We start from the raw sequence: 13,979 nt of genomic DNA, 5'->3' as shown, positions 1-13,979 counted from the left end.
GCACGCGGGCCCTGTCCGGCGTACGCGGACGGCAGGGTCTGTCGGATCCACGGCTCGACGGGCGGGCGGGCCCCGCGTGCGACCTACCCTCGGGGCAGCGCTGCGGCTCGGGAGGTGCCGGGTGGACTCCGTGACGCTCAGGACGACCGACATCGAGCGCGCCCGCACCGAGGTGGGGCGCGTCTTCTGCCCTCACCGGCTCACCCCCCAACCGGGCGTGCGCGACATCCGCCTGCGGATGACCTCGCACCGCCTGGCCGGCGTGGGCGTCGTCGACCTCGACTACGAGCGGGCGGTACGGATCGAGCCCGACGCGCTGGAGACCTTCTACCTCGTGCAGATCCCCCTGCGGGGCGGCGCACTCGTGCGACACGCTGGGCAGACGGTGACCTCCACCCCGGAGACCGCCTCGGTCCTCTCCCCCTTCGACCCCTCCGACATGCACTGGGCGGCGGGTTCACCGCACCGGATCTTCTACGCCGACCGACAGGCCGTGGACCGGGAGCTCGCCCGGCTGCTGGGCCGGCCCGTGGACGGTCCGCTCCGCTTCGACGCGGGCATGGCCATGCGCACCCCGGCAGCGCTGGCGTGGGCACGGGGGCTCGACTTCCTCGCCACGGAGCTCGCCCAGCCGGCGGGCGCCTCCTTCGTCAGCCATCCCCTGGTGGCCGGCCGTCTGGCGGAGGCTCTCGTCGGCACGCTGCTGCTGACCCACCGGCACACCTTCACGGATCTGCTCGCCGTGCCGGTGTCGCATCCGTCCCCGGGGCGCCTGGTCCGGCGGGCCTGCACGCTGATCCGGGACCACCACGCCGAACAGTTGACGGTGGGCGACATCGCGGAGGCGCTGCAGGTGAGCGTCCGGACACTGCAGGACTGCTTCCGCCGGGAGCTGGGGAGCACCCCGACGGCCTTCCTGCGCGGGTGCCGGCTCGACGCGGTGCACCGGGCGCTGCGCGCGGCCGGGCCCGGCGCCTCCGTCACGGCCGTCGCCCTCGCACACGGCTTCGCCCACCTCGGCCGATTCGCCGCCGACTACCGGGCCCGTTTCGGGGAGTCGCCGTCGGCCACCCTACGGCGCTGAATGGCGCGCGAGGTGACGTAGGGACGCCCGTCCCTCGCGAGCTCGTCCGTGCCCCGACGCCACCCCCGGGGTTGCTCGTTAGCTGAGTAGATCACCGAGACGGAGTGCGCGTGACCATTCGACGACGTCGGGACGCACCGCGAGAGACGGCGCAGTGAGGCACCGCGACAGCGGACGGTTGGTACGCGGTGAGACCAGCTCCGAGCGGGCAACCTTCCTGGAGCTCTTCCTCGATCTGGTCTTCGTCTTCGCGCTGACCCGGATCTCGGCGCGGCTGATCACGGACTTCACCGACGACGAGCGGCACATCCTCGCGGACCTGGGTCAGTCCCTCCTGCTCTTCCTCGCCCTCTGGGCCGTCTGGTCGCTGACGGTCTGGTCGACCAGTTGGCTCGACCCGGAGGCACCGGTCGTGCAGAGCATCGTGGTCATCACGGTGGTCGGCGCCATGGTGATGGCCGTGGCGGTGCCCGAGGGTTTCGGTGACCGGGCTCCGCTGTTCGCCCTCACCTACGTGGCCCTCCAGATCGGCCGGGTGGTGTATTTCGACGTCGTGGCTCGTGGTCGGCCGGATCCGCGGGAATCCGTCCGGGTCCTGTTCTGGCGGGGCCTGAGCGCACCCCTCTGGGTCGTCGGGGGCTTCGTCGACGACCCGGCGATCCGCGGGGTGCTCTGGAGCGCTGGCGTGCTGATCGACTACGCCGGGCCGCTCCTCGGCTGGCCGACGCCGTGGCTCGGGGCCAGACGGCTCGTCGGTCACCTGCTGGCGGCCGAGCACCTGGCCGAGCGGTACCAGCAGTTCCTCCTCATCGCGCTCGGCGAGGCGATCTTCGTCACCGGGCTCTCCTTCAGCGGCAGCGACTTCCAGGCCCGGCAGACGGCCGGGTTCGCGCTGGCACTGGCGAGCACCGTCCTGCTCTGGCGGATCTACTTCCACCGGGCGGGCCGGATGGTGGCCGCGGCGATCAGCCGGTCGCGGGACGCCGCCTGGCTCGCCACGGACATGGCGTTCAGCCACCTGATCATGGTCGCCGGCATCGTCCTGAGCGGCGTCGGCTTCGAACTGTTCATCACCGAGCCCGTCGTGGACCTCCCGACGCCCTGGCTCGTCGCGCTCCTGGGTGGCCCGGCGCTGTTCCTCACCGGACGATCCGTCCTCGAATACCTGGTCTTCGGCCGGGTCTCCCGATCTCGGGTGGGCGGCCTGCTGGCCCTCGGCCTGTTGACACCGGTGGCACTCCACCTTCCGCCGCTCGCGGTCGGCGCAGCAACCGCAGCGGTGCTGCTCGCCGTCGCCGCCGCGGACACCAGGCGCGCGCACGGTCGACCGGCGGAGACACCCGCGCCGCCGGTCTAGCCGGTGCCGGCGTGGCCGGCACGGAGGGCCCGTGCCGGCCACGTCATCGGTGGTGGTTCAGCTTCCGTACGCCTCCAACTCCCAGAGCGAGTGACCCCACCCGGTGCCCCGTGCGGTGGCGTAGATCCGCAGGTAGCGGCCGTTGGCGCCGAGGGCGGTGTGCTCGTCCACGCCACCGTCCGCGCCGGTCACCGTCCTGACGTCAGCCCAGGTGGTGCCGTCGTTCGACGTCTGGATGACGTACGCGCTGCTGTACGCCGCCTCCCAGCTCAGCTTCACCCGGCCGATCGCGGTGGGGCTGCCGAGGTCGACCCGGATCCACTGGGGGTCGGAGAACGCGCTCGACCACCGGGTGGTGAGGCTGCCGTCGACCGCCTGGGCACCGGACATGCCGGCCCCCTCGTCGCTGGAGGTCAGCGTCGGCTTGTTCAGCAGCAGGTTCCCGCCGGGCGGGCCGGTCGGGCCGCCGGTGCCGCCGTAGACCTCGAACTCGAACAGCGAGTAGCCCCACGGGGTGCCCCGGGTGGTGCCGAGCAGTCGGACGTAGCGGCCGGAGCCGGTGAGCCCGGTCAGCTCGTCGACGCCACCGTCACCGCCGGTCACCGTCCGGACCGTGGTGAAGGTGGTCCCGTCGGTCGAGGTCTGGAGCTGGTATCCGCTGCCGTACGCGGCCTCCCAGGTCAGCTTGACCCGGCTGAGGTTGTAGGTGGCGCCGAGGTCGACGTCGATCCACTGCGGGTCGCTGAACGCGCTGCTCCAGCGCGTGCCGGCGACGCCGTCGAACGCGTTGGCCGCCACGAACGCGCCCTCCACGCTGGACGCCCGGGCCGGCTTGCCCCGCGCGAGGTTGGTGCCCGGCTCCGGTTCCGGGTCGGGATCGGGGTCCGGGTCCCCGCCGGGACTGCTGGAGAGCGTGAACTCGTCGAGGTCGAAGTACGGCCCGGTGCCCTTGAACACGAGGTAGAGCGTCCGAGTGCCGGTCAGCGCGGTGACCGGGCCGGTGACGGTGGCGAAGGTCGCGTACCCGCCGGTGGGCGTGACGGTCGCCTGGCCCACCAGCGGGCCGGTGGGCGAGTCCACCCGCAGTTCGAGGGTGCCCCCGCCGCCGGCCGGCGCGCCGACGCGGGCGCTGAACGACTGGACGCCGGTCAGGTTGTACGGCTGGAACGAGATCCAGTCGTTGTTGTCGACGTACCCGATCGCGGCGCCGCCGTGCGCGCTGCCCGGGGTGACGACCTGGATGCCCGAGGAGTCACCGAAGTGCTCGGCCTGGCGGACCCGGGGTTGCAGGACGGCCTGGGTGTGCGTGGTCAACGGCGGCTGGCCACCGCCGCCCAGGTCGGTGTACTCCGCGTCGATGATGCCGAAGATGTTCGCCGCGGTGTCGTGCTCGCCGTCGGCCGAGGTCTGGATGACCCCGGAGCAGCCCTGCACGCTGCCGAGCTGGTGGCCGTGCGAGTCGTGGCCGAGGACGTAGTTCACCTTGACCCGGGCGCAGTTGATCGCACCGTCCTGCGCGTCGGTGACGGTGACGGTGAACGGCACGGCGTCCCCGAAGCTGAACGTCCGCCCGTTCAGGGGCGTGTTGACGGTGACCACGGGTGCGCTGTTGCCGACGGTGACGACCACGCTGGCGGTGGCCGTCTTGCCGGTGCTGTCGCGGACGGTCAGCGTCGGGCTGCGGGTGCCGTTGGTGGTGTACGTGAAGGTGGGGTTGGCCGCGGTCGAGTCGGTGGTGCCGTTGTTGTCGAAGTCCCAGGCGTAGGTGAACGGGTCGCCGTCCGGGTCGAGCGTGCCGGCCGAGGAGAAGGCGACGGTCAGCGGCGCGACGCCGCTGGTCGGGTTGGCCGAGACGACGGCGCGGGGGGCGCGGCCCTCGCGGGCGTACTCGATGCGGTAGAGCGCGGAGTTGGCGTCGCCGTTGAACCAGCCGGTGCCGTAGTCGAGGACGTAGAGCGCGCCGTCGGGGCCGAACTCCATGTCCATGACCTGGGTGCCGGTCCACGGGAACGGATTGATCTTGAAGGGTTGCCCGGCCGCGTCGAGCTTGATGTTCTTGATCCAGCGGCGGCCGAACTCACCCGCGAAGTAGGTCCCGTCGTAGTACTGCGGGAACGCCACGTCGGAGGTGTTGTTCGGGTCGTACCGGTAGACCGGGCCGCCCATCGGGGACAGGCCGCCACCGGTGAACTCCGGCGGCGATCCGGAGCCGCCGTACGGCAGCCACGCCGGCACGGCCGGCGGGAGCTGGGTGATGCCGGTGTTGTTGGGCGAGTTGTTGACTGGCCCGTTGGCGCAGTCGAACTTCGGCCCGGACGGGCCGGACGGGAAGGTGTAGTCGTTGTAGGCGTCGTTGCGGGCGGTGCAGTACGGCCAGCCGTAGAAGCCGGGCTGGGTGATGCGGGCGAACTCCACGTTGCCCGCCGGTCCCCGGTTCGGGTCGGCGGTGCCCGCGTCCGGGCCGTAGTCGCCGAGGTAGACGATGCCGGTGGCCTTGTCCACGCTCATCCGGAACGGGTTACGGAAGCCCATGGCGTAGATCTCGGGACGCGTCCGGGCGGTGCCGGGGGCGAACATGTTGCCCGCCGGGATGGTGTAGCCGCCGGCCGCGCTCGGCTTGATCCGCAGCACCTTGCCGCGCAGGTCGTTGCTGTTCGCCGAGGTGCGCTGAGCGTCGAACGCCGGGTTGCGGCCGGCCCGCTCGTCGATCGGGGTGAACCCGCCGGAGTCGAACGGGTTGGTGTCGTCGCCGGTCGAGAGGTAGAGGTTGCCGGCCGCGTCGAAGTCCATGTCACCGCCGACGTGGCAACACATGCCCCGGCTGGTCGGCACGTTGAGGATCAGCGTCTCGCTGGCCAGGTTGATGGTGTTGTCGGCGTTCACGGTGAACCGGGACAGCCGGTTCACGCCCTCCCAGACAGCGAAGTCGGCCGGGGTCCCGGTGGCCGGCGCGCCGCCACCCGGGGTGCTCAGCGGCGGCGCGTAGAAGACGTACACCCAGCGGTTGGTCGCGAAGTCGGGGTCGACCTTGATGCCCTGCAGGCCCTCCTCGTCCCCGGTGTAGACCGGCAGGGTGGCGGCGATCCTGGTGTTGCCGGCGGCGTCGGTGTGCCGGATCACGCCGTTGCGGGAGGTGTGCAGCACGCCCCGGTCGGGCAGCACGGTGAGGCTCATCGGCTCACCGGTCTCGGCCGCACCCTTGGCCAGCTCGACCTGCTGGAAGTTGCTGGTCACGGTGGGTCCGCAGTCGGCGTCGACGTCACCGGCGGCGGTCCGGATGCCGCCCAGCAGGTGCTGGCGGAAGCTCGCCTCGCCGTACGACGCGTCGGTGTGGCCGAGGCCGGTGTACCAGGCCCGGCCGCCGGAGTAGTCGTGGCACCAGGAGATCGGGTGGTCGGCGCCCATCCCCCCGCCGCTGTAGGTGCTCTCGTCGAGGGTGGCCAGCACGTGGACGGCGCCGCGCGGGTTGGCGCGGTAGTTGTACCACTCGTCGTACCGGGTCCACCGTTGCGGCAGGGTTGCCGTGGACGGGTGCACCTGGTCGGCCACCTTGACGGTGGCGTTCTGCTCGACCGGGTGCGAGGCGAAGTACGCGCCCACCAGACCGCCGTACCAGGGCCAGTCGTATTCGGTGTCGGCGGCGGCGTGCACGCCGACGTAGCCGCCGCCGCCCTGGATGTAGCGCTCGAACGCGGCCTGCTGGGTGGCGTTCAGGACGTCGCCGGTGGTGGAGAGCCAGATCACCGCGGCGAAGCGGTCCAGGTTGGCGTCGGTGAACTGGGCCGAGTCCTCGGTGGTCTCGACGGTGAATCCGTTGGCGGCGCCGAGCTGCTGGATGGCGGTGATGCCCTGGGCGATGGAGCCGTGCCGGAATCCGGCGGTCTTGCTGAACACCAGGACGGTGAACGGCGCGGCGCTGGCCGCGGGTGGCAGGGCGACGATGCCGCCCAGCACGAGGATCGCGCTCAGCGTCGCGCCGAGCCACGATCGCAGGGATCTGCGCACGGTGGGTCCTTTCGCGGGTGGGGACGGCGTGCGCCGATCACGCCTGGTGGTGGGTACGCGTGGTGCCGACGGTGCGGCTCGCCGGGCGCGCCGTCGCCCGCCGCGAGCGTCATACAGGTAAATGCATCGTTGCCGCCGCGTCACGAGCGCGTCAAGCACTTCACCGCCATCCGAGAGAGCGTTATCTCCGCAGGTCAGGGACGACTCACCGGGGCCTGATCCAATTACGGTTTTCACTGTCCGGATCCGCCCGCCGCCCGGCCGCGGCACCCCCGACGGCGGCCACCCGGATAGCGCTTTGTCCGGTTTCGGCTCCCCGGCGGGGTCGACACCCAACCGGCGGCACCGTGACCTGGGCGACCGCCCGGTGTGTCCCGGGAACCGGGACGCCCTGTCAGGCGACTATCGGTACATGGGGTGTGAGCAGTGGCGTGAGATCTTGTCGGCACAACTGGACGGGGAGGCGACCGCCGCCGAACAGGTCGGTGTCGAGGCGCATCTCGACGGGTGCGCGGGCTGCCGCGACTGGCTCGACCGGGCCGCGCGGGTGACCCGCCGGTCCCGGCTGAGCGTCCTCGGTCCGGCACCGGACCTGGCCCCGGCGATCCTCGCCGCGCTGCCGACGCCCGCGCCCGCCCGACGCTCCCGGGCTCGGATCGTGCTGACGTTGCGTACGCTGCTCGGGCTGATCGGCGCCCTGCAGCTGGTGCTGGGCCTGGCCCAGGTCGGGCGGAGCCCGGGCGCCGCGCACACCCACACCGGCGTGCTGGCCTCCGGGCACCTGTGGCACGAGTCGGCGGCGTGGAACATCGCCGTCGGCGCCGGGTTCCTGTTCGTCGCGGCCCGGCGCACCCCGCCGACCGGTCTGGTGCCCATGTTGAGCGCGTTCGTCGGCATGTTGGCGCTGCTGTCGGTCAACGACCTGCTCCTCGGCCGGGTCGACCTGACCCGCCTGGTCAGCCACGGCTTCCTGCTCGGCGGCTACCTGGTCGTCGTCGCGCTGTCGCGCCGCAGCCTGTGGCCGGACGACCCGCGCGCCGGCGACCGCGGCGACCGTACCGGCTGGCGGCTGCGGGTCGACGAGGAGCCCGAGCCCGCCCCGGCGCTGCGCCTCGCCCCACACCCCGGCACCGCCCACATCGGGGACCGTCAGGCCGCCTGAGCACGACCGGGTCACCGCTGGGCGGTGACCCGGTCACGCCCCTCAGGCCAGGTTGATCGTGTACTCCGCCGTGTACACCGTCCCGTCGACCTGGAAGTCGAAGAACGCCCGGTAGCGGCCCGGGCTCGGCGCGGTCAGCCAGAACGTGACCGCCCCGTCCACCAGCTCCGCCTCGGGGTGGACGTGCACGTACCCGAGGTCACCCTCGCGCACCACGACCAGGTGCCCGTACGCCCCGAGGTAACGCTGCAAGCTGACCGGGGCGCCGGACCGGGCCACCCGGAAGACCATCGGCGTGGTGACCCCCACCGTCGGCGTGCCCTCCATCGACACGGTGAACGGCCCGGCCGTCGCCTGGGGCTGCGGGGGCGGCAGGACGGTCGGGGTGTGCGCGCCCGGCACCACGTGGTCGACGCCCAGCACGAGGGGCAGCTGGGTGCCCTCGGCCGTGGTGACCGAGAAGTCGGCGTAGATCCGGTAGCCGCCGGGACGGGCCAGCGTCAGCGGGACGCTCCAGGTGCCGTCGGCCGCCATCGTCGGGTGCAGGTGCTGGTATCCGCCCAGGTCCCGGCCCACCACGACCAGGTGCAGCGGCTTGTCGTGCACGACCGCGAACCGGGTCGCCGGCTGCCGGTCGGCCCCGATGACGCGGAACCGGTAGTCCACCGTCGCGCCCGCGGGCTGCGTCCGCTCCAAGGGTTGCAGGGTGTAGCCGCCGGCGCTGACCGCCGTCCCCGTCGCCGGTCCCGCGGCGGCGTCGCCCGGGTGGGTGTGCGCCCCGGTGCCCGGAGCGTGCTGGTGCCCGTCCCCCGCCGACACGGCCTGGCCCGGAGCCCCGCCGGCGGGCGCCGTGGGCGCGCCGGCCGCGGTGGTCGTGCCGGCCGCACCGAGGCGGCCGAGCCCGAAGCCGGCCAGCAGGGCGACCACCAGCCCACCGACGAGCAGCGCGATGCGCGTGTTGGTCAGCCGGGTGGCACCGCCCGGGGAGTGGTCGTCCGCCCCCGTGGGCGGGCCGCCGGTCGCGTCGGCCGGTTCGGGGTCCGCCGTGGCGACGCCGCGCGCCGACACCCGGGCCGGAGCCGCCGACGGCACGGCAGCGGTGGTGACCGTCGTACCGCCGCTGCGGGCGGCCGGCACGACGGCCGGCCGCCCCTTGCCGCCGGAGCCCGACGGCGCCCCCTTGCGGCCGCCCCCGGCGCGGCCGGCCGCGCCGGACCCGCCACCGGACCGGGAACCGGCGGCCCGCCCCGAGGACGGCCTCGCCGGGCGGGCGCGGTTGGCGGTGCGGCCGGCGGAGGCCGGGCGACGCCGCCAGAGCAGCAGACCGGCGACCACCACGGCCGTCACGGTCACCCAGCCGACCCACATCAGCCAGCCGGCGCCGCCCTCGTCGCCCGGGTCCGGCGCGGCGGCGTCCGGTGCGGCGGCAGCCGTCGGGGCCGCCGGCGCGGCAGGCGCGGTCGACGAGCCGCCGGAGTCGTGCCCGGACGTCCCGTGCCCCTCCGCCGCGGCCAGCAGGGTCGGGTCGGGCTGGTTGGTGGGAGGCTGCCAGCCGTGCGGGGCCGCCGTCGCCCGGCCGGTGTAGCGGAAGGTCAGGGTGCCCCGCACCGGGTCGCCGTCCGAGGCCATCGAGAGGTAGCTCACCGAGTAACGGCCGGGCGCCGGCAGGTGGGCGATCACCACCACCGCCGGAAACCCGGTCGTGTACTCCCGCGGCTCGAACGTGCCGTCGACCAGGAAGTACTCGCGTACCGGCTTGTCCAACGGTCGGGGTTCGCCCTGGCTCCAGCCGTTGTCGACCCGGCCGCCACCCGGCCCGGTGATCGCGAAGTACGCGTTGGGCGCGACCTTCTCGGTGAAGTAGAGGCGCACCTCGGTCAGCGGACCGTCCACCGTGGCGCCCTCCGCCGGCGTGGACATCGCCAGCGTGCCGTGTGCCGCGGCGGGCGGGGCGGACATCAGGACCCCGACCGCCGCGGCGAGGACGAGCGCGAGCAGGCCGGCGACGGCGCGGGGAACGGCTGAGCGGAGACGACGCATCAGCACATGTTCACGATCGTCCGGCTTCAATCAAGAGCCGACCAACTTTTTCCGCACATGGCAAAAGTTCTGGTCGGGATCGTGCGATGTCCACGCTCGATCGTCTGAAACTTCTCTGCCGCGTCCGCACCACTCGGGACCTGGAAGCGACGGCGCGTTCACGCGGGCAGCGGGACGTCACCAGTCACGGACGAGGCGGACGCCGACCACGATCGCGCCGAGGAGAAGCAGCACCCCCAGCAGCTGGAGGCCGGGCGAGTCGTCGGCCTCCCCGTGCGCGATGCCGGCGACGCCGAGGGCGACCCCGAGCAGGGCGCCGAGGGCAAGAACGTACCTCATGGGATCTCCCTTCCCCGCCGGTCATCCGGCGGGCGGGTCGGTCGTCGTCGCGCCGATCGGCACGGCGCGGGTCACTCCTCGACGTACTCCAGGAGATCGCCGGGTTGGCAGTCGAGCACCCGGCACATGGCCTCCAGGGTGCTGAAGCGAACGGCCTTGGCCCGCCCGTTCTTCAGGACGGCGACGTTGGCGGGCGTCAGCCCCACGCGCTCGGCGAACTCGCCGACGCTCATCTTCCGTTTCGCCAGCTGGACGTCGATGCGGACGACGATCGGCATCAGATCACCGCCTCCATGTCGGTGCGCAGCACGGTGGCCTGCCGCAGCAGCGCGCGCAGAACCACCAGCAGGAGCCCGACCACGGCGACGCCCACCAGCAGAAGGAAGAGCAGGAGCGGCAGGCCGGGGTCGTCGGCGTTGAAGCCGACGTAGAGGAAGACGCCCAGCAGCACCGTCCACCCGGCGCCGACGGCCCACACGATCGCGTCGACCCAACCCAGGGAGGCCGGGCTGAAGATGCGGTCGTCCTTCACGAGGGTGAGCAGTTTCCAGGTGCAGACGATGACCACCTGCACGCAGAGCACCAGGAAGACCGCGACGGCCGTCGCCGGCCACCGGAGGTAGGCGAGGTCCGGGGACTCCTTCGCCATGTGGGCGAACTGGCCCGGCAGGGAGAGGGTCTGGAACACGACCAGGATCCCGAACAGCAGCACGAGGAAGACTCGGAGAGCGGCAACCGCTCGGCGCTCTGTGACCATGTATCGAGTTTCGCTTGCTACCTATCGAGAGTCAATAGGAATCGCGCGACGGTCAGTCGACCGTCGCACCGACCACGCAGGTGAACAGCCGACCCCGTACGCCGGCCGCGACCGACGCGGCCGTCTCGAAGCCCTGGGCGCGGAGCAGGCGTTCGGTCGACCGCAGGTTCGCCGTGGCGTGCGCCGCCGTGGGCCGTTCGCCGAACACGTAGAGCCGGCCGCCGGGGACCAGAAGCTCGCGCATGCGGTCGATCTGCTCCGCCGCCGCCCCCACCCAGAAGAGGTTGACGTTCACGGCGAAGATCTTGGTGAAGGAGCGGGTGGGCAGGTCCACGGACTCGAAGCCGGCCTGCCGGATCTCGGCCCGGCCCGACTCGACGTGGCTCGCGTTACGTTCGGCGGCGAGCCGCACCATCGTCGCCGAACGGTCGATCGCGACGATCCGCCCGGTGGTGAGCCGTCGGGCGACCAGGGAGACGGCCACTCCCCGACCGCAGCCGATCTCGAGCACCCGGTCGTCCGGTGCCACGGCCATGGTCTCGACCGCCCACCGCTGCCGCTGGGTGACGGCGGCCGTCTGCGCGGCGCCCTCCGGCGGCGGCCCGGCGCCGTCCGTGCTCGTGGGCCGGGGTGACGACGTGCGGGTCATCGGCTCACCCGCGGGGTCGGGCCGGTAGTCACCAGCCGGCACTTCTCGGCATGGTCGGGCCCGCGCCGAGGCTCGTCGCCGAGGCCTGGGCGTCCCCGGCGGGGGTCCCCGTGAACCGGCCGCGGGTAGAGTACGTCGCGCCGCACCCACCCACCCCGTGACGGACCGGGCCGCCGCGCCCACCGGGCGCCGTAATCCCCTCGCTGACCGGCGAAGATTCGCACCCGTCGACTATGGCGCGGACGAGGGGCCGGCGAAGGCCCGGGGTGGCCCGGATCACGGGAACCAGCCCGCCCGAGCGGACAGAGAAAGGTCATGGAGTCGAGTCTGCGCGCTCGGGTGCGGGCGGGGGATCCCGCCGCGTTCGCCGAGCTCTTCGACCGGTACGCGCGGTCGGTGTACAACCACGCGTTCCGGTTGACCGCCGACTGGGCCACGGCCGAGGACGTCATGGCGGCCACCTACCTGCAGGCCTGGCGCTCCCGCGAGCGGGTGAGCCAGGACGGCGGCTCGCTGCGGCCGTGGCTGCTGGGGATCGCCACCAACGAGGCCCGCAACCACGTCCGCAGCAACCGCCGCTACCGGGCCGTCGCCGAGGCGCTGCTGGCGCGGGACGCCGTCCTGCCCGATCACGCCGACGAGGTGGCCGGCCGGCTGGACGACGGTCACCGGATCGCCGCCGCGATCGAGGCGCTGAGCCGGCTGCGCCGCCCCGAGCGGGAGGTGCTGACGCTGTGCCTGTGGGAGGGCCTGGACTACGAGTCGGCCGCCCGGGCACTGGGCGTCCCGGTCGGCACGGTCCGGTCCCGGCTGTCGCGGGCGCGGGCGCGGCTGCGTCAACTGGTGGACGGCACCACACGCACACCCCGGAACCCGACCCCCACCGCCCCCGTGCGGGACGGCGGGGTCGCACTGGCGAGGGAGGCCAACCGATGACGGCGCGGCGGCCACTGGACGCGTCCGAGCGGGCGGAGTTGGAGACGCTCGCACCGCACCCCGGCGACCGGGACCTGCCGGCCGGGCGGCACGAGCTGCACCGCGACCGACTGCTGGCGAGCATCGCTCGGGAGACGCGGGCCGGCGCACGAGCGTCCGCGCCCGTTGCGCGCCGCGCGCTGCCGCGGCCCGCCCTGGCCGTCGCGGCGCTGGTGCTGGTCGTGGCCGGGCTGGGCGTCGGCCTCGCCGCCACCACGCCCGGCGGCACACCTTCGGCGCTCCCGTCGGCCGCTTCCCCCGCCGCGACGACGAGCGCGCCGACCGCGGCACCCGGTCCGGGGCCCGCCGCGAAGGTCCGGGCGTACGGCACGGTGTGGCAGCTCACCGACGACGCCGACCTGATCGTCCGAGGCCACGTCGTGTCGGTGAGCGGCGCCGGTGCGGACCGCCGGGCCCGCTACCGGATCGACGAGGTGCTCTACGGCGCGGCGCCGGTCGCCGTCGGCGGCCAGATCACGCTGGTGGCGGCGGAGGCGCCCGGCACGTCCCACCTCGACACCGGCCAGCCGACCGTGCTCTACCTGGCCCTGCGCGAGCCGCAGCCGCCCGCGTACGCCCCGCTCGGCGGGGACTTCGGGATCTTCGACCTCACCGGGGAGACGGTGCGCAGCCGGACGCCGGAGCGGTCGGTGTCCGGCCTGCGCGGCGAGGACGCCACCGGGCAGGGACGAGCGTTCGTCACCACGCTGACCGAGCTGCGCCGGCTCGCGGCCGAACGTCGTTGAGCCACGAAAAAATGTGGGAACTCGACGCCGGTGGCGCACAGACAGAGGACGTACGCAGTGCCACGTCCCGGGCGAGACGGCCCGGGGCGGCACCGAGACGCAAGGAGCGTTCCATGCCAGTCGTCCTCCCCCACCGCGCCCGGCCGCTGCTGGCCGCCGCCGCCGTGCTCGCCGCGGCGGCGCTGTCCGCGTGCGCCGGCGCCGACGAGGCTCCGCCGGCCGCCGCGCCGACCGCGAGCAGCAGCACGGCGGTGGCCGACGCCACGTCCTCGCAGCCTCCGATCAAGGGCAAGCTGCGCGGGTACACGACGGTCCAGGAGCTCACCGAGGCCGCGGAGCTGGTGGTCCGTGGTGAGGTCGAGGCCGCCGGCTTCCGGGTGGACGAGGTGCTGCGGGCCGCGTCCGGGTCCTCGGTGACGGCCGGGTCGCGGATCACCCTGGCCGGCCTCGACCGGCGTACGGCCGACATGGCTCAGATGTCGACGCTCGACGCGGGTCAGGTCGTGGTGCTCTACCTGGCCCAGGACTCGGCGACGGCGTCGTTCCGGACGCTCAGCGGGGACTTCGGGGTGTTCGACGTCGAGGGGGCGGGCGAGGGCGCCACCGTGTCGACCCGCTCGCGGACCATGGCCGTCACCGGGCTGCGCGCCGAGGACCCGGCCACCGCCGGCCAGGGCTTCCGCACCACCCTGGGCGAGCTGCGCGCCGTCGCCGCCCAGGTCAAGTAGCACGACCGCGGCGGGGGGGGGGCCCCCGCGGGGGGCCCCCCCCCCCCCCGGCCGGGCGGGGGGGGGGGGGGGGGGGGGCGGCCCCGCGGCCGGCCGGGGGGCGCCCGGGGGGGGGGAGGCCGCGGCAACACCGGCCC

Annotated in this window: 12 protein-coding genes; 6 read left to right on the top strand and 6 right to left on the bottom strand. The window is 73.6% G+C overall.

What is annotated here, in order from left to right; all coding sequences use genetic code 11:
- Nucleotides 1–130: 130 nt before the first annotated feature.
- Complete coding sequence (locus tag ACIBTV_RS05600; RefSeq protein ID WP_396702724.1) at nt 131–1,084, top strand: AraC family transcriptional regulator; 954 nt, start codon at nt 131–133, stop codon at nt 1,082–1,084.
- A gap of 154 nt (nt 1,085–1,238) precedes the next feature.
- On the top strand, nt 1,239–2,441 hold the full coding sequence (locus ACIBTV_RS05595; protein ID WP_396702722.1) for a low temperature requirement protein A: 1,203 nt from the start codon (nt 1,239–1,241) through the stop codon (nt 2,439–2,441).
- Nucleotides 2,442–2,498: 57 nt separating this feature from the next.
- Here ACIBTV_RS05595 and ACIBTV_RS05590 read toward each other — a convergent pair whose 3' ends face one another.
- Nucleotides 2,499–6,446 carry a ThuA domain-containing protein gene (locus ACIBTV_RS05590; RefSeq protein WP_396702720.1) on the bottom strand — a complete coding sequence of 1,316 codons (3,948 nt, stop codon included), beginning with the start codon at nt 6,444–6,446 and terminating at the stop codon, nt 2,499–2,501.
- Nucleotides 6,447–6,858: 412 nt separating this feature from the next.
- On the opposite strand from ACIBTV_RS05590, the gene ACIBTV_RS05585 reads away from it, so the two are divergent.
- Nucleotides 6,859–7,608 carry a zf-HC2 domain-containing protein gene (locus tag ACIBTV_RS05585; RefSeq protein WP_396702718.1) on the top strand — a complete coding sequence of 250 codons (750 nt, stop codon included), beginning with the start codon at nt 6,859–6,861 and terminating at the stop codon, nt 7,606–7,608.
- Between the two features lie 42 nt (nt 7,609–7,650).
- Here the strand turns inward: ACIBTV_RS05585 and ACIBTV_RS05580 are convergent, their stop codons facing one another.
- The 5 genes from ACIBTV_RS05580 to ACIBTV_RS05560 form a co-directional block, all read right to left on the bottom strand.
- Complete coding sequence (locus tag ACIBTV_RS05580; RefSeq protein WP_396702716.1) at nt 7,651–9,648, bottom strand: copper resistance protein CopC; 1,998 nt, start codon at nt 9,646–9,648, stop codon at nt 7,651–7,653.
- A gap of 177 nt (nt 9,649–9,825) precedes the next feature.
- Nucleotides 9,826–9,987: a hypothetical protein gene (locus ACIBTV_RS05575; protein ID WP_396702714.1), complete on the bottom strand. Its 162-nt coding sequence runs from the start codon at nt 9,985–9,987 to the stop codon at nt 9,826–9,828.
- A gap of 71 nt (nt 9,988–10,058) precedes the next feature.
- Nucleotides 10,059–10,265, bottom strand: a complete 207-nt coding sequence (locus ACIBTV_RS05570; RefSeq protein WP_396702712.1) for a helix-turn-helix domain-containing protein — start codon at nt 10,263–10,265, stop codon at nt 10,059–10,061.
- On the bottom strand, nt 10,265–10,744 hold the full coding sequence (locus ACIBTV_RS05565) for a DUF2975 domain-containing protein (protein WP_396702710.1): 480 nt from the start codon (nt 10,742–10,744) through the stop codon (nt 10,265–10,267). Before ACIBTV_RS05565 ends, ACIBTV_RS05570 begins: the two co-directional genes overlap by 1 nt.
- Nucleotides 10,745–10,796: 52 nt before the next feature.
- Nucleotides 10,797–11,393 (bottom strand): class I SAM-dependent methyltransferase, encoded by a 597-nt coding sequence (locus ACIBTV_RS05560; RefSeq protein WP_396702708.1) that lies wholly within the window; start codon nt 11,391–11,393, stop codon nt 10,797–10,799.
- 315 nt (nt 11,394–11,708) lie between these two features.
- On the opposite strand from ACIBTV_RS05560, the gene ACIBTV_RS05555 reads away from it, so the two are divergent.
- From ACIBTV_RS05555 to ACIBTV_RS05545, 3 genes are all read left to right on the top strand, one after another.
- Nucleotides 11,709–12,329: an RNA polymerase sigma factor gene (locus tag ACIBTV_RS05555; protein ID WP_396702706.1), complete on the top strand. Its 621-nt coding sequence runs from the start codon at nt 11,709–11,711 to the stop codon at nt 12,327–12,329.
- Complete coding sequence (locus ACIBTV_RS05550; RefSeq protein WP_396702704.1) at nt 12,326–13,114, top strand: hypothetical protein; 789 nt, start codon at nt 12,326–12,328, stop codon at nt 13,112–13,114. The genes ACIBTV_RS05555 and ACIBTV_RS05550 overlap by 4 nt, the downstream gene beginning before the upstream one ends.
- Nucleotides 13,115–13,227: 113 nt before the next feature.
- Nucleotides 13,228–13,842: a hypothetical protein gene (locus ACIBTV_RS05545; RefSeq protein WP_396702702.1), complete on the top strand. Its 615-nt coding sequence runs from the start codon at nt 13,228–13,230 to the stop codon at nt 13,840–13,842.
- The last annotated feature ends 137 nt before the right edge of the window (nt 13,843–13,979 follow it).

The organism is Micromonospora sp. NPDC049366, from assembly GCF_044466625.1.
GTDB lineage: Bacteria > Actinomycetota > Actinomycetes > Mycobacteriales > Micromonosporaceae > Micromonospora.
The sequence above is the reverse complement of the archived record's forward strand: the minus strand, read 5'-3'. Positions and strand labels throughout refer to the sequence as shown.

Excerpts from the sequence above, each read along its gene's own strand:
- ACIBTV_RS05565 (WP_396702710.1), bottom strand. The coding sequence starts at position 10,744 with ATGGTCACAGAGCGCCGAGCGGTTGCCGCTCTCCGAGTCTTCCTCGTG.
- ACIBTV_RS05570 (WP_396702712.1), bottom strand. The coding sequence starts at position 10,265 with ATGCCGATCGTCGTCCGCATCGACGTCCAGCTGGCGAAACGGAAGATG.
- ACIBTV_RS05580 (WP_396702716.1), bottom strand. The coding sequence starts at position 9,648 with ATGCGTCGTCTCCGCTCAGCCGTTCCCCGCGCCGTCGCCGGCCTGCTC.
- ACIBTV_RS05550 (WP_396702704.1), top strand. The coding sequence starts at position 12,326 with ATGACGGCGCGGCGGCCACTGGACGCGTCCGAGCGGGCGGAGTTGGAG.
- ACIBTV_RS05575 (WP_396702714.1), bottom strand. The coding sequence starts at position 9,987 with ATGAGGTACGTTCTTGCCCTCGGCGCCCTGCTCGGGGTCGCCCTCGGC.
- ACIBTV_RS05545 (WP_396702702.1), top strand. The coding sequence starts at position 13,228 with ATGCCAGTCGTCCTCCCCCACCGCGCCCGGCCGCTGCTGGCCGCCGCC.
- ACIBTV_RS05560 (WP_396702708.1), bottom strand. The coding sequence starts at position 11,393 with ATGACCCGCACGTCGTCACCCCGGCCCACGAGCACGGACGGCGCCGGG.
- ACIBTV_RS05585 (WP_396702718.1), top strand. The coding sequence starts at position 6,859 with ATGGGGTGTGAGCAGTGGCGTGAGATCTTGTCGGCACAACTGGACGGG.
- ACIBTV_RS05555 (WP_396702706.1), top strand. The coding sequence starts at position 11,709 with ATGGAGTCGAGTCTGCGCGCTCGGGTGCGGGCGGGGGATCCCGCCGCG.